Source organism: Pedobacter sp. NEAU-ZC8 (assembly GCF_059278965.1).
On sequence record NZ_JCAJXC010000003.1, the window covers coordinates 195,724 to 216,179 of the forward strand.

Genomic DNA, 20,456 nt, shown 5'->3' on the forward strand with positions numbered 1-20,456 from the left:
GCAAAATATATTTTGAATTATTTTACCGGGCGTCAGTCGATGTCCTGATTTGCTGCTGGCAGTGTTACCTGGTGTTCCAGGTAATCTCTGCTAAGACAAAGATTTTCTTGCCGGCATATTTGCAACAGCTTGTTTGGTGATAATCCTGTGAAGTATCTAAAATCCTTGATCATATGGCTTTGATCATGATAGCCAAATCTCAGGACGAGGTCCATCCAACTGAATTCTGATGTATGATTAACGACTAGCCATGCGATCAGCCGCTTGAAGCGAAGATACCGAAGTAAAGCCTTAGAAGAGTATCCGGCATATTTTTTAAAGCGCATCTGAACTGTGCGCGATGACACGGAAGCTTTAGCAGCAACGACATCAACAGGATTCAAACTGGAATGATGGATTTCTGTAATGCTGTCTACCAATGAATGAACTTCCGGATCCGATGAAGCGGCATGAGCAAGCAGGTACGCATTTAGTACATCTATCCGGTCTTCATCCTGAAATACCTCCTTCAAGGCACTCCAAAGGACATTCAATTCATCCAATAGTTTACTGGAGCCTATCGAGGATTCAAGTCGATAAAAACCATCATTGATGAAACAACAAACCAGCAAATCAGATCCCGGAGTAAGCAAGGCATTGAACATCTGACGCACTGGCCCTAATATCACAACGCGGGCGGAAACATCCTTAAAAGCTGCGTCTGGACCCGCCGCACATTGATAGGTGCTGCCAAAGCTGAATACAATCATTCGCTCCAAGCTTGGCGCGATGTGATAAAGCTGTGCTTCTGCATGATCAGGGATAGAGATCGTATAGATGTATTCTATCAATGCTGAAAGAGCTGCCGATGCGGTGTATTTATGACCAGCATATTTCATAGATCATTCGTTTTCTTACAATTTCGATGTTGACCTTACTTGTAGATTTGTAAAGTAACAAACAAAAGTAACACTTTAATTTACAAGAACATGGGACTTCATACTTTACTTGGTGCCAATGGCACCATTGCAAATGCACTCTTTCCAATTCTAAGTGCGAAAGGACATCAGATCAGATTGGTATCCAGATCATCGAGATCAGTACCGGGCGTGGACAACATGTCGGCTAACCTGCTTAACCGGGAGCAGGTCTTTAAGGCTGTTGAGGGATCGGAAATCGTTTATCTACTTGTTGGAATAACCTATAATGCTAAGGTATGGCAAGCAGAATGGCCTGTAATAATTCATAATGTTATAGAGGCCTGTAAAGCATCAAACGCCAAGCTAGTATTTTTCGATAACGTTTATATGTATGGTAGAGTAGATGGTGTGATCACGGAAGAAACACCTTATCATCCATCGAGTAAAAAGGGGGCAGTTAGAGCGGAGGTGGCAGCAACCTTGCAATCAGAAATGCGAGCGGGCAAAATTAATGCGGTTATTGCACGGGCGGTTGATTTCTACGGACCTGAAGTCGTAGACAAAAGTGCCGCAGGGCTTCTTGTCTTTACGAATATGGCTAAAGGGAAAAAAGCACAATGGTTTATAAACCCAGATGTACCAAGGTCCTACAACTACATCCCGGATGCCGCTCGTGCATTGGACATTCTAAGCCATGATGAAAGTGCCTATGGACAGGTCTGGCATCTGCCTAGTGTCCAACCAGCTGCAACCGGTAGACAGTTCATTAAAATCGCGGCAAAATATATGAACGCTTCAGATAAGGTAACGGTGTTACCTAAATGGCTGTTAAAGATGATCGGCTGGTTTAACCCATTTATGCGTGACGCTTATGAGATGAACTATCAAGATGAATTCCCATTTCTATTTAGTTCTGCAAAATTCGAAAAGGCCTACGGATTTGTTCCAACTCCCTATGAGGAGGCAATTAAAACAACAGCAGATTGGTTTAAGCTTAATTATCGACCATAAATATCTATATTGTTGTGCTAAAGCTCTTGCATAATGCGCACGATTAAAGGATTATTTCTGTTCTATAAAAGGATTGTTTTCCCAGCGCTCCTATTTTCTGCTGTACTCTCAAGTTTCGGTATGACCCTGGTTAATTTTTTCGGCGGGCTTGGTTTCTCCTTTTTCTTTTTACTTCCACTATTCCATTATTTGAGCTATGAAATCAGATATCCTGGAGAATACTATTTTTACCACAACCAAGGACTTAATAAGCCTTTTCTTTGGTTAACTACAGTTGTCATCAGTTCGCTTGTGGGATTGAGTTTTATGCTATTATGAACGGGTTACATGTCGATAGTGTTAGGAAGCACTTTGGGGACACACAGCTTCTTAGCGACATTTTTCTTTCATGTAAAACCGGGCAGATTGTCGGGTTGCTTGGACGAAATGGTTCAGGGAAGTCGACTTTGATGAAGATCATTTTTGGGACAATCAGGGCGGAGAACAGGTTTGTTTCTGTGGATGGTGTTAAAGTCGGCTCGTTGTATAATAGCCATAAAATGATACAATACCTTCCACTTGAAGGCTTCCTACCAGGTCACGTGAAAATTAAGGATATCATTAGCTGCATTTGTACCGAGGCATCAAGACAGCGAGTCAAGCAGAACGAGTTTGTTAGGCCCTTTTTGAAGCATAAGCCTGGACAGTTGTCTGGAGGAGAGCGGCGGCTGGTCGAAATTGTGATCATGCTACATTCAGGTGCAAAATATCTGTTGCTTGATGAGCCATTCAGTGGCATATCACCATTGTTTATTGAGGTAATCAAAACATTAATCAAAGAACATGCTAAGGACAAAGGTTTTATCATTACTGACCACGATTATCAAAATGTTTTAGACCTATCTACGAATGTGGTAATGCTTGATAATGGAAATACAAAACCTGTAAAGGAGTACAGGGATTTAGTGGCACTCGGATATTTGCCGGCTACAGCGCTTCCGGATACATAAGCACATTTAACAAAGACCAATATTAATATTCCTGGCGCTACGCGCGCAGTTGGCAAGCCTGACTTTATAGAGGAAGCGCCTTATGATGTAGAAAGTATCTGGCAAGCATTTCGTAAATGTTAAACAAAAGCATCTATTTCTAAAATTTTGTTTCGGGCTAAATTCAGGTCGGTTCGGTGGGCTAGCCTGGAGAATTGGAAATAAGATTCGAAATGTAGATAAATGGGCGGATTCTAGGCTTCCAAATGTCCGTTGAGACTTGGGTCAAATGCACTGTGGAACACGGAGTTACAGATAACGACGACTACTTTACCCTGAATTTCACAGCTTCACCATAAGTAATTACACAGGTACACCTGAAATTTCTCGAATTACGCAGGTATTTACACAATAATTAAATTGATTCTTTTATTTATAACACATGAGGTAAATTCACTAACAACAATTAAGTCTTTAGTTGCTTTAAAAACAAACCTTCAGATCAACAAGTAAATGTGACTGAAAGTGGGCGAAGCCATGCAGTCGAAGTAGAAATTCTCAGTGATGCTCAGCATCAGGAAGAAATTAACGCAAATCAAACTACTTACATAATTATGAGATTTTTTACTAAGCTTTCCAGCTTCCTTGTTTTAATAAGCTTGCTATTTATTTCTTGCAACTCTTACAAGAAAGCGACCTATTTCCAGGATCTTAACCGAGAGTCGACAACGCGGGAACCGATCAAAAACTTCAGTCCGATTACGATTCAACCTGAAGATGTTTTAGCGATCAGCATCAGTAGTCTTAATCCTGAATCATCAGCAATATTTAACTTTGCTTCAAACAGCGTATCAGGTGCCACAGCAAGTTCTGCCGGATATACTGTTGACCAAAATGGAGAGATCCAACTTCCTGTAATTGGATCCATGCAGGTGGCAAATTTAACAACTGCACAGGTACGCGAGCGGATTCAGGTCAAATTGCAGCCTTATCTGAAAGAACCTGTAGTTATCGCGAAGTTGCTGAACTTCAAGATATCTATAATTGGTGACGTTGGTAACCCAGGACTTTTCAATGTACAAAGCACTAGGTTGTCCATTCCTGAAGCCTTGAGTCTGGCAGGCGACTTAAATATTACTGCAATCAGGCGTTTAATTCTTATTCGCGAGCAGAATGGGGAGCGCGAGTACATCCCTGTCGATCTTCGCTCTAAGGATTTATTTAATTCACCCTATTACTATCTTAGAAATAACGACATCATCTACGCGGAAGCCGGAAAAAGTAAGTTTGCTTCACTCGATCCAACTTACCAACGGATAGGTCTTCTATTGTCTATCGTATCGGTTGCAGCAATTTTTCTCACACGATAATTTTTAAATCTAAATAATAATTCTCTTACGCTCAAACCACGCTTTATGGAATATCAATGGCATGCCGTGTACACAAAGTCACGCTGGGAAAAGAAAGTTGCAGAACAACTAAGCAAACTTAACATTGAAAACTATTGTCCCCTAAACAAAGTCGTCCGACAATGGAGTGACCGTAAAAAAACGGTGGAAGAACCGCTTTTTACGTCTTACGTATTTGTTAGAATTTCAAACAAGGAATTAGCCAAGATCCGGCAGGTATTAGGGGTTGTTAACTTCGTGTACTGGCTTGGTCGACCTGCGATCATCCCAGCTAAGGAGATTACCATCATCAAAGAATTTTTGAATAATTATGTAAATGTGAGACTAGATCCGCTTTTGCTTAATGTGCAGGACCCTGTTAAAATAATAAATGGGCCTTTTGCGGATATCGAAGGGAGTGTGATTTCAATCGGCAAAAAGTCTGTGCGTGTTTCACTACCCTCCTTAAGATACTTCATGACGACAGAAGTTGAAATCGATAACGTAAAAAAGATAACTAAGCAGGGGCAGATGATCCAACGGATTGCGATTTAAAAATAAGAGAAAATGAGTAACGCCCCATATAGCTTGCCCGTAGGGTTGAAGAATGCTCCATCTGACCATAGTCCGATAAACCTAATCGGTGTATTCAAGGCCTATTTTCGTTTTTGGCCTTACTTTGTGATCAGCATCTTGATTTGCTTAGTGGCTGGATATGTCTATTTAAAATCCGATACGCCCATTTATACAGTGCAGGCGAAGATTTTGATCAATGATGAGAATGTTGGCCCAAGCGTAAAAATGGAAGGCCAACAGTTATCGGCGGCAAAAAAGGTAGAAGACGAAATTGAAATTCTAAGATCAAGAACGATCATGGAGAAAGTAGTTAAAGACCTGGATCTAGCAATTTCGTATTATACCATGGCCGACTTCAAACCGATTGATGTATACGGCAGTACTCCAGTAAGGCTGGTTATCAATGAGCCCCGACGCGACCATTCCACGCAGTTTCTGGAAATCATTATTCACGATAAAAAATCATTCTCTTTAAAGCAAGCCAGGTCGGAAACTGTCTATTCGTTCGGTGAACCGCTTAAGAGTACCTGGGGCTCATGGAAACTTTTACCAACTGAAAACATTGAAAGATACTTAGGCCAAACAATTCGAATCTATGTAGAAGACCCAAGCGCTGTTACGGAGAGCTATCTTTCGGGCTTCAATGCCGTAATGCAAACCCAACAAAGCGCCATTGTACTGCTAAGTATGTATGAGACTGTTCCTGAACGTGGTGCAGACGTAATTAACGGAGTCATCAGAGCCTACAATATGGCTTCCATAGATTATAAAAACAAGGTAAACCAGAGTACCCTGAATTTTTTAAATGACCGGCTGAATTCGATCACGGCTGAGCTGAACAACATAGAAAAACGGATTGAAACGTATAAAAGTAGTAGAGGAATCACGAATTTGTCTGCTGAGTCTCAAGTATACCTGGAAAATGTAAAATCTAATGATTCCAGGTTGAATGACGTAAATGTACAGCTTGAAATCATTAACGAAATTCAGAAATATATCAATTCTCCTGTGAGTGATGGTAATGCACCTGCGATTACTGGGATCTCTGATCCAGGACTGGTTTCCCTAATTGATCAGCTTATCAAACTTGAAACCCAACGAGAACGCTTACTATCGAATACTCCCGAGAAAAATCCTTTATTTATTCCCATTAACCGCCAAATCAGCATCACAAAAAACGCGATCAGGGAAAATATAAAAGGAATTAAGCGGAGTTTATTAGCAACCCGAAACCAACTTAGGGGCTTCAACAAAACCTTTGAGCATTCTATCAAGAAGTTGCCTGGGCAGGAACGAGAATATATCAATATTAAGCGCCAACAAAGTATTAAGGAAGAGCTGTACATTTTTTTACTTCAAAAGCGAGAAGAGGCAGGGATGAATAATGCATCTAAGCTACTCGACAGTAGAATTGTAGATCAGGCACATTTTGGATTTCCAGAAACACACAACGCAAACTTCACTTATGCATTGGCTTTCATTTTTGGTTTGGTATTTCCTGCTGGAGTTATCTTTGCAAGACAGCTATTGAATAATAAAGTTATAACGGCAAGTGAAATTGAAGCAATGGTGCAGGTACCGATGATCGGTGAGTTATCCTACCAAAAGTCAATGCCTACGATGCTGGATGCAGCAAGTTCAAGAACAATGATGGCTGAACAGTTTAGAACGTTAAGGACCAAACTTAGTCATATAAACGGTAGAAATGGATATGGCAAAGTTACCATGCTAACTTCTGGAATTCCTGGTGAGGGAAAGAGCATGATATGCAGAAATCTGGCTGCAGTAATGGCAGCTGCCGGACGCAAGACGGTAATTGTGGATGCGGATCTAAGAAAGCCTCAGCTTGCCAATTCATTGCAGCTTCGCGAACAACTTGGGCTGAGTGACTATTTGGATGGAAAGGCGTTTAAAGAACAAATTGTACAGTCTTCAAACTCCCATCCAGATCTCTTTGTAATATCCGCAGGAGCAAGTAATGAAGATCCTTCGGAAAAGTTAGAGCGACCCGCAATGGATGACCTTATTGCCTGGCTCCGCCAGCATTTTGACGAGATCCTTGTTGACACACCACCCGTTGAACTGGTGACGGACGCCCTGATATTGACAAAATATAGTGATTCAACATTATTTATTTTACGCCAGAACTATACACTCAAATCTCAGCTAAGGTCTATCAACCAACTTAACTACGATGGAAGTTTAAATAACCTTCATCTTGTGTTTAATGGGGTGGTAAGCGGGGAAGGCCTTGCCTATTCTAAGAAATATGGCGCTCAATATTATACGGGAGATCAGAACAAATTGAGTTTTTCAATTTTCAGAGCCAACTGATTCGATCCTAATGTGCTTCGAGCCCGTATATTTTGAATATTAACCTAAAGAGATGAAAATACTCATGGCTCATCCGACCGGAAACGCAAACGTCCGAGCAGTTATAAGCGCTTTAGAACGCACGAATATGCTTGCGGAGTTTAATACCACGATTGCTGTTCACTCCGGTTCTAAATGGCTAAACTTTATGAGCTCCAATATTAGGGAGCAACTTCTTAGGCGGCATTTTCCGGTTTCGTCAAACCTGTTAAAGTCACACCCGATAGTGGAACTGGCACGAATCTTACTTCCTAAATTTGGCCTTGAAAGATACACAACAAAGGAAAATTCCTGGGCGGGTATTGATGCTGTGTACCGAAAATTAGACCATGAAGTGGCATCGCGGGTATGCAGATTAGGAAAGCAAAAGCAAGTAAGTGCCGTATACGGATATGAAGATGGTTCATTGCAGACATTTAAACGAGCCAAGGAGCGCGGACTAACCTGTATTTATGATTTACCAATTGCATACTGGGAAACCGGGCGATTGCTAATGCAGGAAGAAGCAGATCGACTTCCTTGTTGGGCGGTGACTTTAGGCGGAGGTATAAACGACTCCGAGGAAAAACTTGAACGTAAAACCCAGGAAATGGCATTGGCAGATGTGGTAGTTACGCCTGGTGGGTTTGTAAAGGAGTCTATTCCAGACTGGGCGGAAACAAAACAAATTATTGTGTCACCTTTTGGTTCACCTGATTGCTCAATAGCAAACATAAGTGCCCATCGCTCAGCTAATGAAGGAAAATTAAGAGTGTTGTTTGTGGGGTCATTGTCCCAAAGGAAAGGTTTAGGAGATCTGTTCAAAGCATTAAAGTTGGTGAATAGCCCTCATATAGAGCTGGTCGTCATGGGCTCTTTAACGGCTCCACTGGAATTCTACCGCGCTCAACTTCCATCATTCACCTATATGACAAACCGGCCTCATCATAAAGTTCTGGATCTTATGCGATCCTGCGATGTGTTATGCTTGCCTTCAATTGTTGAGGGGCGCGCCTTGGTGATGCAGGAGGCCATGAGTCAAGGGCTTCCTTTAATCATCACCCCAAATACTGGGGGCGCAGACTTAATAGTAGAAGGAGAGACAGGGTTTCTGGTTCCAATACGTTCAGCAGAGGCAATCGCAAATAAGCTCCATTGGTTTTTGGAAAACAGATCTAAAGCAAAGGAGATGGGGCGTATCGCACAAAAACATGCCGCTAACTACACCTGGGAGGCCTATGGGTCTCACATTGTTTCGGAACTTCTGGAACATTCCGCGAGCTAGACTAACCCCTGAAACATTTACGGTTTATACAGATGAATACGCTCAAATATCCAGCAGGTGTCCAAACAAATACTGCGGTAGATGTCAAAATCGAAAAAAGGGAAATTGCCAAAGACCGCATTGTTACTGCGGTATGGATCTATTTTCTTTTAGTCCTATTTGACGGCGCATTGCGCAAGTGGTTTTTGCCTTCCCTATCTGGACCTTTGTTGGTGCTAAGAGATCCTCTGGCCTTGTGGATATTGATTGCTGCCTGGAGGCAAGGTTACATTGAATATAACCAATATACCATGTCGACAGCAATAATAGGATTTCTGGCGATCTATACTGCATTCTTTGTGGGACATGGTGACCTGTTTGTTGCGATTTATGGCTCCCGCATTTTCCTGTTGCATTTCCCGCTGATATTCGTTATTGCCAGGGTGTTAAATAGCGAGGACATACTCAAGCTTGGTCGGTGGACAGTATTTATCAGTATTCCCATGGTCATGTTGATTATCACCCAATTCTATAGTCCGCAAACAGCATGGATTAACAAAAGTGTTGGTGGGGAGGCCGGTGGTGGGTTTAGCGGTGCAATGAATTTTTATCGGCCGCCGGGGACATTTTCATTTACAAATGGGACCGCACTTTTTTTCAATTTCGCAGCGTGCTTTGTGATTTATTTTTGGTTTCATGTCAAGGAAATTAACCGAATGTTGCTGGTGGCTGGAAGCATTGCCATTCTACTTGCAGTTCCATTTTCGATTAGCCGGACTTTGCTATTTCAGTTGACAATTTCCTTGTCTTTCGCATTTATAGCAATATTACTTAATCCAAAGTATACTGGAGGATTGATCTTGATTATCGCTGCAATTTTTGGTGCATTGGTGATCCTAAGTTTCACCCCATACTTTAGTACGGCTACGGCAGCATTCACCTCGCGATTCGAGAGTGCGAATGCGACCGAAGGGGGGCTGGACGGCGTTATTCTCGACCGTTTTCTCGGGGGCTTAATTCATGCCATCATGTTATCTCCAAATCAGCCGTTCTTCGGCAATGGTGTCGGTATGGGCACAAATGTTGGCTCAATGCTATTAACCGGCGGCAGACAATTTTTGATTGCTGAAGGTGAATGGGGCAGAATAATAGGGGAAATAGGTCCTGTTTTCGGACTGGCAATCGTCTTCTTAAGGTTCAAACTCGCGATCCGTTTGGTCATTATGAGCCTGAATAAGGCAAGACATGGCGTTGTTTTACCATGGATACTCTCTAGTGTAGGTGCACTTTCAATCGCTCATGCCGGATGGGCTCAACCGACCTCATTAGGTTTTTGTATTATCGTAACAGGCTTAGCATTGGCAAGTCTTCATAGTCGCGAAAATCATGGTATTCCAGCCAGGGTCTATTAACGTATTCTCATCATCGACTTTAAAGAATTTAGAAGCGTGGATATCGTATTTTTTGCACACCCCTTATTTCTGAAGTTACGTTCCATGGATGACTTTACAAGCATCTTATACAGCGGCATGCAGGAACGAGGACACAACGTTCAAATTTGGCGACCTGAGGCTGAATTCTCCAAGTTTTCAGCTGGTGGGGGAACCCGTAAATGGCTTGGCTATCTCGATCAGTTTATCATTTTTCCAGCAATCGTGCGCCTAAAAATTAGTAGATGTAAGAAGGATACCTTATTTGTCTTTACTGATCAGGCACTTGGACCTTGGATACCGCTCGTTTGCAGGAAAAGGCATGTAGTCCATTGCCACGACTTTTTGGCACTGCAATCTGCCTCAGGGTTGATTGAAGAAAATTTTACGAGCTGGACGGGACGGTATTATCAGAATTTCATTAAAAGAGGCTTCTGTCGTGCAAAAAATTTCATTGCAGTCTCGAAAAAGACCAGTGAACATTTGAAGCATTTTCATGCAGAACGCAACATAATGAATGAAGTCGTTTATAACGGCTTGAAAGATAAGTTTTATCCACTTGATCCTATGTCGGCAAGAACATACATCCACACGAATACCGGCATAAAGGTGTCCAACGGTTACATCCTACATGTGGGTGGAAATCAGTGGTACAAGAACAGGCGAGGAGTTGTTGAAATATATAGTGCTTGGCGTTTGATCACCGACTTTAACGTACCCTTGCTTTTAGTTGGCGACTATCCATCTGAGGAACTAATTGAAATCGTTTGTGGATCACGCTATCGAAAAGATATCCATTTCATTACCGGAAGAAATGATGATTTTCTTCGGTACGCATATTCCGGTGCTCGAATACTACTCTTTCCTTCTTTAGCCGAAGGTTTTGGTTGGCCGATTGGAGAGGCTATGGCTTGTGGATGTGTGGTGATAACCACCAACCAGGCACCTATGACTGAGGTAGGCGGAAATGCCGCATTGTACATTGACCGCAGACCTAAGGGCGGTCGAGAAGTTCGATTTTGGGCCGATCAATCTGCTCAAGTAGTGGAAAAGGCCATCTCCGCACCTGAACATGTTATTATTATCAGGAGGGAGGCTGGTTTTGAGAATGCAAAACGCTTTAATCTTGAATCTACATTGAATAGGATCGAGAAAATATATTCAGAGGTTGTATAAAATCCAAATATGAAGTTGCTGCATGTAGTAGACACGATTGACCCGGAAAGAGGAGGTGTTAGTCAGGCGGTGAGAACCATGGCCGCTGAAATTACCAGATTAGGCATATACAATGAGGTTTTAACCCTGGATGCACCCGTTAGGCAAGAAACTGGTGTGAACTATCGAGTAAACAACCTTGGCCCCTCCAGCGGAAGGTGGAGTTATTCAGACGCATTGATTCCCTGGCTCCTGAATAATTTCAGCCGCTTCGATACCGTAATCGTTCATGGATTGTGGCTCTACTCCAGTTTTGCTGTTGCTAAGGCCCTATCAAAGTATAAGAGCCTCGTTGATTCCGGGCGAGAGAAAAACGAACAAATACCAAATCTCTTCATTATGCCACATGGTATGTTAGACCCGTATTTTCAACGTTCAAAAGTGAGAAGAGCCAAAGCGCTTAGAAATTGGTTGTATTGGAAAGTAATTGAAGGAAGTATTGTCAACAACTCTAATGGCTTGCTCTTTACGTGTAAACAAGAATGTATGCTTGCCAGACAACCATTCCGGCCGTACCGTCCGAAAAAGGAGCTCATAGTTGGCTTAGGTGTTATGAATCCACCTCGTTTTGAGTTCAGCATGATTGAACACTTCAGTAAAATTTGCCCAGATGTTCAATATGGAAAATACATTCTCTTTCTCGGCAGGATTGACAATAAAAAGGGTGTGGACCTGCTATTACAGGCTTACGACAAGTTGCTACTGCTTTATGATACAACACAAGTGCCCCAGCTTGTAATTGCAGGACCTGGAATGAACTCTTCTTATGGGATGATGCTGCAGAATTTTACGGCGGAAAGACCAAGGCTAAAGGCAAAGGTTCGATTTACAGGTATGCTTGCGGGCGCAGATAAATGGGCAACACTATATGGATGCGAAGCATTCATTCTGCCAAGCCATCAGGAAAATTTTGGGATCGCAGTTGTAGAGGCACTAGCATGCGGTAAGCCAGTTCTAATTTCAAGCCAGGTAAACATCCAGGCTGAAATTCTACAAGAAAAAGCGGCAATCATCGGCGATGATACGATCGAAGGAACATTCGATATGCTATTTCGCTGGATGTCGACAAACCAGGGTGTTAGAGCAATGATGCAAGAAAGAGCACGAATTTGTTTTCAGCGGCACTTCGCCCTTACATCGGCTACAGCTAATTTAATTGATGCACTCCAATAACCATTCAAATACATTATGATAAACAGTGACACGCATGTTGGAGCTTCTTTTTCTTTAAAAAACAGAGTGATAAGGGTTATTTGGGGGATTGTCGCTACCCTGTTTTTTGATCCCTCACCACGTCCATTTCATCGGTGGAGAGGATTCCTATTACGCATTTTCGGAGCAAAAGTCGGTAAAGGCGTTCATGTTTATCCGGGTGTAAAAATTTGGGCCCCATGGAATCTGATACTCGCAGATGAATGCGGCATCGCAAAAGGCGCGACCCTCTATTCGCAAGGTGAAATATCAATAGGTAAGCGAGCAGTAGTATCCCAGGGAGCTCATTTGGTCACTGGAACTCACGATCATAGTCGCAGTGGTTTTCCGCTGATCACAATGCCTATACACGTCGGAGATCATGCTTGGATAGCTGCAGATGCATTTGTCCATCCAGGAATTACCATCGGCAAGGGCTGCGTAATTGGTGCTCGTTCCGTGGTTACCAAGAATATGCCAGACTGGACAATTTGTGCTGGTCACCCTTGTAAGCCAATAAAAGCAAGAATATTCAACGATAATTCCTATGATAAACAATACCATACTTTTAGAAAGTGAAAAAAAAGATCCTTCAAACGCGCAAACTTTACCTGTGCTGTCGAATAACGACCTTCTTGATTTAACGATTGCCATTCCAGCAAAGAATGAGCAAATAAACCTACCTAAATGCCTTGAAGCTATTGGTAGAGATCTGGCTGCAAATGTTGTTGTACTTGACTCTGGTAGTACCGATCGGACTAAAGAAATTGCTGCAAGTTATGGGGCAAAGGTGATTGACTTTGAATGGAATGGAAAGTTCCCCAAAAAAAGAAACTGGTTTTTAAGAAATCATACGCTGTCTACTAAATGGGTCCTTTTCGTCGATGCAGATGAATATCTCACACCCGAATTCAAGGCAGAGCTTCGATCAACGCTACCCAAGAGCGAAAAAAGCGGGTACTGGCTAAACTATACGGTTTACTTCCTTGGGAAAGAGCTTAAAGGCGGTTACCCGTTGAAAAAGCTCGCATTGTTTCAGGTGGGCAAAGGCGAATACGAACAAATTGATGAGGATAGGTGGAGCAACCTTGATATGGAAGTGCACGAACACCCGATTATTCTTGGCGAAATAGGAAGCATTAAATGCAAGATCGATCACAGGGATTTAAATGGAACTTCAAAGTTTGTGATCAAACACAATGAATACGCAAGTTGGGAAGCCGCGAGGTTCTTGAAAGCCATTCAAAAGCAAAATGCATCTGAGCACTGGACATTGAAGCAAAAGGTAAAGTATCGCTTGATGAAGAGCATTTTTATTATACCTCTTTTTTTTTTAGGAACATATATTCTATTCCGCGGATTTCGGGATGGTGCCAGAGGGTTTGCACATGCGATACTCCGGACTTCTTATTACACCCAGATTTACTGCAAAATAAGAGAAAGCCAGCTCTAAATCACATCTCCAGCACGTATCTCGTGAACTTAATACTTATCTGTTTAAACCCTTAATCAATTATTATGAAAAAAATGACAATGAAAATTCTCCTGGTGTCATGTTTAACCTGCATGACAATGGCGGCAAGTGCGCTTAACATTCCGCCGAAGACCAACCCGGGTAATCCGGGACACCATGGTGCACCTTTTGATGGTGGCGCCAGCTTATTAATCGCTGCCGGCGTGGCATATGGTATTAAAAAAGCCTATAACAAACGCAAGGCAAATCAGAACTAACCTTTAACCAACAATAGTCTTTAGTAAACCAACCCGGCTGATAAGGACTATTGTTTTACTACAATGAAATGGAATGGATAAAACACTTCAGTTTTAAATTTTTTCTGAAGCTCACAGCGCTTACCTTGGTTCTAAACTTCTTTTCCATTGGTTACCACGGAATAGTATCGCCGGAGGGGGCACAATATAGCCCGTTTCTTGACAGCTACCTTAACTACATTCAATGGATTCGGAGCATTTTGATGGTAGCCGCTAATGTTATCGCGAATGCACTCGGAACCGAGTCCTATATCTCCGGCGCCCAGATGATGAAAATAGGAACTGATATAGAAGTAGAGATATGGCTTCCTTGTTTGGGAATTGGAATCATGAGCTTCTGGACGGCCTTTGTTATCGTAAACTCGGGAAATTTGAAAAAGAAACTTCTATGGTGGATTGGCGGAATATTTTGTATTTACCTGGTAAACTGCTTTCGAATAGCACTGTTTCTGGTTGCATTAGACAGAAACTGGGCTCAGAACTCCTCACTTGATCACCACGATCTCTTTAACATTGCCGCGTATACCCTAATAGGATTATTGATGTATTCCTATTCTGAAGACAAAGTTGAACCTACAACTATTACAAAGAACATTCAATCTGCGAATTAAACAACTGCTACTCTAGCGGTCAAATTGCTCAACGTGACTAAATCTTTTTTAATGTTCATCACAAACATCTCAAATTATGCAACCTCGAGTACTATTAATCGGAGGCAACTTCTATCCAGAACCCATCGGAATTGGAAAATACAATGGGGAGATGATAGACTGGTTAGCACAAAATGGATATGATTGTACAGTCGTTACGTCATTTCCCTATTATCCACAATGGAAAGTTCAGCAACCCTACGCAGAAAAGGCGTTTTGGTACCGGAAAGAGGTCAAATATTACAAGCCTTTTTATGAAAGGAATGTGAGTATTTACAGATGTCCGCAATATGTTCCAAGTACCCCCACAGGTGCTAAGAGAATGCTTAATGGTCTTTCATTTTTCGTTTCATCGTTCCTGATCATTTTTGCCCTTTTGTTTAAGAAAAAGCACGATTATGTTATTTCTGTGGTTCCCTCGTTTGAAACGGGCCTTCTGGCAATATTGTACAAGAAGATAAAGGGTGCGAAATTTCTGTATCACATTCAGGATCTACAGATTGATGCTGCACGGGATCTAAATATTATAAAATCCAAACCACTTATTGATATCCTTTTTGGCATTGAAAAGTACATTCTGAAAAGGGCAGATGTTGTTAGCAGTGTCTCCGCTGGCATGATGGAAAAGGTTACGTTAAAATGCGGACGTAGGGTTCAGTTCTTTCCAAACTGGGTCGATTACAAGGTGATTTTTCCCGAACATGATAAATCTTCGCTGAAGGAAGAGTTTAATTTTAAAAAGACCGATAAAATTGTGCTCTATTCCGGTGCAATTGGTGAAAAGCAGGGCTTAGAAAACATCCTTTATGCTGCAGCTTCCTTTTGTGACCAACCACAAATCAAATTCGTTATTTGTGGTTCCGGTCCATACCTAAACAAACTTTTTGCCATCAAGGAAAAGCTAAAACTTGACAATTTAATTTTTCTTCCAACACAGCCGATTGAAAAGTTAAACCACTTTCTCAACATGGCAGACCTGCATTTGATTATTCAAAAAGCGAATGCCACTGATCTGGTCATGCCTTCTAAGTTGACTAACATATTAGCAGTCGGGGGCGTACCGGTTGTAACTACAATTAAAAGTTCCTCATTATACAAATTAGTAGCCGAACACCACCTTGGTTTGATTGCTGTTCCAGAGAATGTCGAATCCTTGATTTCGGTTATTCGAACTGGGCTGGAAAGTGACATCAGCGAGCTAAGTAACAATGCTAAGCGCTATGCTTCGGAAAATTTTTCTATCGCAAACATTATCTCCCAGTACTCATCGCACCTTGAACCGGCCTATGAGTTTGATGTTCCTGAGACGATTCAATATAATATGAACGCTCAATTCGCACCGATGGAGGTTAAGGTTTGAGTACCAGGGCACATCATTAAATCACAATTTAAAAATTACCAAATAACAAAAAAACCGAGTATGAAAACGATCATTAGTCCTTACCTCAAAGCAGGTACTGAAATCAATGAAGTGGGCAGTTATCTAGAATGTTCGATTCCAAACCCATCAGAAGCAATTAAGGCAAACGCCTACTATTTTGGAAATTTCGATTGGGCCGAAGAATACTTAATTTATTGCCACAGAAATGAAAACTTCAGATCAAGATGGACAGCGGCCCTGGGCGACTGGACAGACAAAGTCGTTGTAGATATTGGTTGTGGTCCTGGAAATATCTTTGCGACCTTGAAGGGTAAACCTAAGGTTCTTATCGGCATCGATGTGGCTCCAAAATCTCTTGAAATTGCAGCGGACCTTGGGTACACGCCATTGTTGGCCGACGCTACTAACTTGCCACTGATATCTGGATTTGCCGACATCGTAACTTTGAACGCGGCATTACACCACTGTGAAGATATGGAAGCTGTATTAAAAGAAGCGGCCCGCCTTGTTAAGCCCGGAGGTTTATTAGTAACCGATCATGATCCTCAAAAAAGTGCATGGAATTATAAGGGTTTAGCAAAGTTGCTGTGGAATGGTCGGCTGTACTACTATAAGCTAATTGGCCACGGATTTCACAAGACCGATAATCAGCAGTACTGGGCACTCGCCACTGAAATACATCACAAACCCGGGCATGGTGTAACACAAGATATGTTTAAAAATCTCCTTGGCCCGCTCGGGTTCTCGGTAAACGTTTACCCTCATAATCATGAGGTAGGAGCTGATGCACTAAAAGGAAAACTTGGCAAAGCCGACTTGAAATACCGAATCGGAAATATTCTGTCAGGAAGAAATCCGGGCGCAAAAACCAGTGCTCTTTCACTGATGTGTGTGGCTAAGAAATTTGCCAATTAGCAGACAAGAATAGCTGTTACTGATTAAATGGAAACACAAAAGGTTTTTATCGGTGAAAGAGAATTGAAAATCGCTTTCCTAAGTGCAGGTTTAGGTAACATTTCCCGAGGTTTTGAAATTTCGACGAGCACCTGGTACAATCATATCAAGCTTCAAAAGCAAATCAACGCGAAATTATTTTCTGGTGGCAAGTTCCCGGGTGCTAGCAGAATTTGGAACTTACCCAGAAACGGGAAAGTTGCCCAGATCCTGAGGATTACAGGCGTAATCCATGATGGGTGTAGACTTGAGCAACTGACGTATAGTTTCGGCTTCCTACTTCAGCTGCTTGTCTACAAACCCGATATCATATGGCTCCAGGAAGCTACGCTTGCTAAAATGCTGTTGAAATTCCGGAAAGCATTTAAGCTGAAGTATCGCTTGATGTTTTGTGATGGTGCTCCTGTTGGACACGATTTCGCAAAGCAATTTGACTATCAGATTTATTTACACCAATTTGCCCTTCAGGAAGCATTAGTAGCCGGCACAGCGGCAGAAAGATGTGCTGTTATCCCTCATATTTGTAAAGAACCGGATTATGCATACACAAAGTCTGAGGCCAGAAATGCACTCGGCGTTCATGAGCGTCAATTTGTATTGTTGTGTGTAGCAGCATGGAACATTCATCATAAGCGCATAAATTACTTACTTGAGGAAATGGCCAACGGCTTAAATGACGTTTTGTTACTCCTTTGTGGTCAGCCTGAAAATGAAACGCCATATCTAAAAAGACTAGCTGCGGAACTGCATATTAACGTTCGATGGCACACGTTTAATCAGGACGATTTGGGGAAGGCATATCGCGCGGCAGACCTATTTGTGTTACCAAGCTTAAATGAGGGGCTAGGTGCAGTGCTAGTAGAAGCCGGTTTGCACGGACTTCCTATTATCTGTCACCCACATAAAGCTGCTCAATTTATTTTAGGTAACGAGTACTCTGGCTTTGTAGATCTGAGTGTGAAGGGGAATTTATACAAAAAAATCAAAGATTGTACGGTGGTGAATGGAATAAACATCAAATCGGCGCAAATGAACAGACTAAGCATTGAAGGGGAAAGAACAAGGAGGATTGTAGTTGAGAAATTTGCAAGCAAAAAGCTTATACAGGATTTTATCGATTTTTTAAACAGAACTTATCCTCTGAAAACAGCCTAACTGATAATGGAAATCGTTTTTATTTGTGGTACGCTTGAGCCCGGGTGTGATGGTGTAGGAGATTATACCATTAGGTTAGCTGAAGTGCTCAGTGGCGTCGGGCACAAGGTTAGTATTCTCTCCATAAATGATTGGTTCATAAACAATAGTGACGTAAATGATATTGTGCCAGGATTGCTACACGAGGTACGCACGTTGAGAGTTCCTTCGACTCTGCCAGAGAAGCACCGCCTTGAACTTTCTAAAGCTTGGCTTAAGCAGTTGAATCCAGATTGGGTAAGTTTGCAATTTGTACCGTTTTCCTTCCAAAGCAAAGGGCTGCCATTGGCTCTAGGATCCTTTTTGAAAAAGTTAGAGGTCGGATTCAAGTGGCACATCATGTTTCATGAACTCTGGGTTGGAATGCCTAAAGGCACATCCAGAAAACATGTTATATGGGGTTGCCTTCAGAAGCAGATTATAAAGGCTTTAATCACCAAGTTACGGCCGAAAAGCATTCATACTCCTTGTCAACTATATCATGCACAATTGATTCACCTGGGACTTAATGTCAGACATTTGCCACTATTTTCCAACATTCCAGTAAAAGCTAGGGCGTATCAATTACAGCACGTTGAATCGGCTGTACCTGATATTAACTGTGACGATAACTGGTTCAATAGTCCAAACTTCTCCGAAATTTCCCTGATTATCTTTGGGACAATACATCCTCAAGCACAGTTGACTAAGTTTATCGAACTGGCATCTAAATTTATGGAACGACATGGCCTTAAGATCAAGCTGACGTTAGTCGGTAGATGCGGAACATGTCAGGAGCTTTGGGTATCGTCCTGTATGTCAGCGGGAATCTCTGTTGATGTGAAAGGCGAACTACCTGCAGAAACAATTTCCTATTTGTTAAGCAACGCAGACGTCGGAATTTCAACAAGCGCATTTGCGATGATTGATAAAAGCGGTACGGTTGCAGCAATGCTGGAACATAAACTCCCGGTGATCTGTGTAGGGCAAACCTGGATTGCAAGAGACGTTGATACGCCTAAATTTTTTGATGGCATCTACGCGCTTCATGATGGATGCATTGAAGCATGCTTGAGCCCTGCAAGACCAAAAAAGCCGTTTTGCGCGGTAGAAGCAGCCAAAAAACTGATTAAAGACCTAGAGCATAGTGATCCTTATGGAAAAAAATAGACCAACGATCTCCGTCTGTATTTGCACGTATAATCAAGATGTCTTTCTCGAGCAAGCGATCCGAAGCGTATTGGAGCAAACCTCAAGGCCATTTGAAATTATTGTTTGCGACGATTGCAGTACAGACTCAACCTGCATGATTCTGGATAGACTTTCGGAAGAAATCTCTTGTCTGAAGGTTATAAGACATTCGTATAATCTTGGTATTGCCAAAAATGTTGACGCCTGCCTTCGCATGGCCTCAGGTGAATTTATAGTTCGTCTAGACTCCGATGACTACCTGAAGCCAGCCTACATTGAGCAGCTCGCCACGGCATTATTGAGACATCCCAATGCAGGCTATGCGCATGCCGCAGTGCAAGAGGTGGATGAAAATGGATCGAACTTGAAAGAGCGAAAGCTTTTCAGACAAGCTGGATTTCAGTCCGATGTTGAAGCACTAAAGGAGGCCCCTAAAGGCTACAAAGTAGCCGCAAATATTATCATGTTTAGAAAAAATGCGCTTAAACGCGTGAACTATCTTTCAGACAGACCCAACTTTGGGGAGGATTATCACTTAGCTACCGCCATTTCAGCTGCTGCCTATGGGAACATTTACATCTCAGATACCTTGGCCTGCTATCGTGTATGGACGGATCAACAAAAGCTGAGAACCCGACGCAAGCGAAGTGAGATAGAAGGAATAAGGAGGGTTTTTGATGAGGTGATTGGGCCAGCTTACAACGCTCGAAGCTGGACTCAGCAGGCGTTAAATCAAAGAAAAACTCATCTGGCTTGCAGTCATGCCAACTGCCTAGGTTGGGACGTCTATGGTAATGAAGAAAAAATGCTTTTGCTGGATGAACTTCACAAGCTATCACCAGCAATTCGCGTGAGACTCTTTTCATGGCTCTACTTAAATGGATACGGAGGTGCGCTGGATTACTACAACGAGATGAAAGGCTCGTTAAAAGGTATACTAAAGTCTTTTTTGACACCACTATTGTTACGACTTAAAATGTGAGTTGACCTGAATAGTAGGTGTTTTTTGTTCAGCATGTATCAATGATAACCATTGACATGTT

Annotated in this window: 19 protein-coding genes; 18 read left to right on the forward strand and 1 reads right to left on the reverse strand. The window is 42.2% G+C overall.

Going from position 1 to position 20,456, the window contains the following annotated elements; all coding sequences use genetic code 11:
- Positions 1-32: 32 nt before the first annotated feature.
- Positions 33-878 carry an AraC family transcriptional regulator gene (locus AC5WJX_RS04045; RefSeq protein WP_494483458.1) on the reverse strand — a complete coding sequence of 282 codons (846 nt, stop codon included), beginning with the start codon at positions 876-878 and terminating at the stop codon, positions 33-35.
- A gap of 90 nt (positions 879-968) precedes the next feature.
- Between AC5WJX_RS04045 and AC5WJX_RS04050 the strand changes: the two genes are divergently transcribed.
- The 18 genes from AC5WJX_RS04050 (at position 969) to AC5WJX_RS04135 (ending at position 20,395) form a co-directional block, all read left to right on the forward strand.
- Entirely contained in the window at positions 969-1,910 is a 942-nt protein-coding gene (locus AC5WJX_RS04050; RefSeq protein ID WP_494483459.1) for an NAD-dependent epimerase/dehydratase family protein, read from the forward strand.
- 314 nt (positions 1,911-2,224) lie between these two features.
- The gene (locus AC5WJX_RS04055; RefSeq protein WP_494483460.1) at positions 2,225-2,899 is read left to right on the forward strand and encodes an ATP-binding cassette domain-containing protein; all 675 of its coding nucleotides are present in this window, start codon (positions 2,225-2,227) and stop codon (positions 2,897-2,899) included.
- Between the two features lie 593 nt (positions 2,900-3,492).
- The gene (locus AC5WJX_RS04060) at positions 3,493-4,248 is read left to right on the forward strand and encodes a polysaccharide biosynthesis/export family protein (RefSeq protein ID WP_494483461.1); all 756 of its coding nucleotides are present in this window, start codon (positions 3,493-3,495) and stop codon (positions 4,246-4,248) included.
- Positions 4,249-4,293: 45 nt separating this feature from the next.
- Positions 4,294-4,821: a UpxY family transcription antiterminator gene (locus AC5WJX_RS04065; RefSeq protein ID WP_494483462.1), complete on the forward strand. Its 528-nt coding sequence runs from the start codon at positions 4,294-4,296 to the stop codon at positions 4,819-4,821.
- Between the two features lie 12 nt (positions 4,822-4,833).
- Positions 4,834-7,176: a GumC family protein gene (locus tag AC5WJX_RS04070; protein WP_494483463.1), complete on the forward strand. Its 2,343-nt coding sequence runs from the start codon at positions 4,834-4,836 to the stop codon at positions 7,174-7,176.
- Between the two features lie 52 nt (positions 7,177-7,228).
- Positions 7,229-8,479, forward strand: a complete 1,251-nt coding sequence (locus tag AC5WJX_RS04075; protein WP_494483464.1) for a glycosyltransferase family 4 protein — start codon at positions 7,229-7,231, stop codon at positions 8,477-8,479.
- A 32-nt stretch (positions 8,480-8,511) separates the two neighbouring features.
- A complete protein-coding gene (locus AC5WJX_RS04080) occupies positions 8,512-9,870 on the forward strand; it encodes a hypothetical protein (protein ID WP_494483465.1) in 1,359 nt (452 codons plus the stop codon).
- 36 nt (positions 9,871-9,906) lie between these two features.
- Positions 9,907-11,064 carry a glycosyltransferase gene (locus AC5WJX_RS04085; RefSeq protein WP_494483466.1) on the forward strand — a complete coding sequence of 386 codons (1,158 nt, stop codon included), beginning with the start codon at positions 9,907-9,909 and terminating at the stop codon, positions 11,062-11,064.
- 9 nt (positions 11,065-11,073) lie between these two features.
- The gene (locus AC5WJX_RS04090; protein ID WP_494483467.1) at positions 11,074-12,276 is read left to right on the forward strand and encodes a glycosyltransferase; all 1,203 of its coding nucleotides are present in this window, start codon (positions 11,074-11,076) and stop codon (positions 12,274-12,276) included.
- Positions 12,277-12,291: 15 nt separating this feature from the next.
- Positions 12,292-12,873 (forward strand): DapH/DapD/GlmU-related protein, encoded by a 582-nt coding sequence (locus tag AC5WJX_RS04095; RefSeq protein ID WP_494483468.1) that lies wholly within the window; start codon positions 12,292-12,294, stop codon positions 12,871-12,873.
- On the forward strand, positions 12,842-13,747 hold the full coding sequence (locus AC5WJX_RS04100; protein ID WP_494483469.1) for a glycosyltransferase family 2 protein: 906 nt from the start codon (positions 12,842-12,844) through the stop codon (positions 13,745-13,747). Before AC5WJX_RS04095 ends, AC5WJX_RS04100 begins: the two co-directional genes overlap by 32 nt.
- Before the next feature lie 65 nt (positions 13,748-13,812).
- Complete coding sequence (locus AC5WJX_RS04105) at positions 13,813-14,025, forward strand: PID-CTERM protein-sorting domain-containing protein (RefSeq protein ID WP_440429410.1); 213 nt, start codon at positions 13,813-13,815, stop codon at positions 14,023-14,025.
- 68 nt (positions 14,026-14,093) lie between these two features.
- The gene (locus tag AC5WJX_RS04110; RefSeq protein ID WP_494483470.1) at positions 14,094-14,675 is read left to right on the forward strand and encodes an archaeosortase/exosortase family protein; all 582 of its coding nucleotides are present in this window, start codon (positions 14,094-14,096) and stop codon (positions 14,673-14,675) included.
- Positions 14,676-14,751: 76 nt separating this feature from the next.
- Positions 14,752-16,074, forward strand: a complete 1,323-nt coding sequence (locus AC5WJX_RS04115) for a WcaI family glycosyltransferase (RefSeq protein ID WP_494483471.1) — start codon at positions 14,752-14,754, stop codon at positions 16,072-16,074.
- Positions 16,075-16,134: 60 nt separating this feature from the next.
- Positions 16,135-17,010 carry a class I SAM-dependent methyltransferase gene (locus AC5WJX_RS04120; protein ID WP_494483472.1) on the forward strand — a complete coding sequence of 292 codons (876 nt, stop codon included), beginning with the start codon at positions 16,135-16,137 and terminating at the stop codon, positions 17,008-17,010.
- Between the two features lie 27 nt (positions 17,011-17,037).
- The gene (locus tag AC5WJX_RS04125; RefSeq protein WP_494483473.1) at positions 17,038-18,204 is read left to right on the forward strand and encodes a glycosyltransferase family 4 protein; all 1,167 of its coding nucleotides are present in this window, start codon (positions 17,038-17,040) and stop codon (positions 18,202-18,204) included.
- Positions 18,205-18,210: 6 nt separating this feature from the next.
- Positions 18,211-19,392, forward strand: coding sequence for a glycosyltransferase family protein (locus AC5WJX_RS04130; RefSeq protein ID WP_494483474.1), 1,182 nt, complete (start codon positions 18,211-18,213; stop codon positions 19,390-19,392).
- On the forward strand, positions 19,379-20,395 hold the full coding sequence (locus AC5WJX_RS04135) for a glycosyltransferase family 2 protein (protein ID WP_494483475.1): 1,017 nt from the start codon (positions 19,379-19,381) through the stop codon (positions 20,393-20,395). The genes AC5WJX_RS04130 and AC5WJX_RS04135 overlap by 14 nt, the downstream gene beginning before the upstream one ends.
- Positions 20,396-20,456 lie beyond the last annotated feature (61 nt).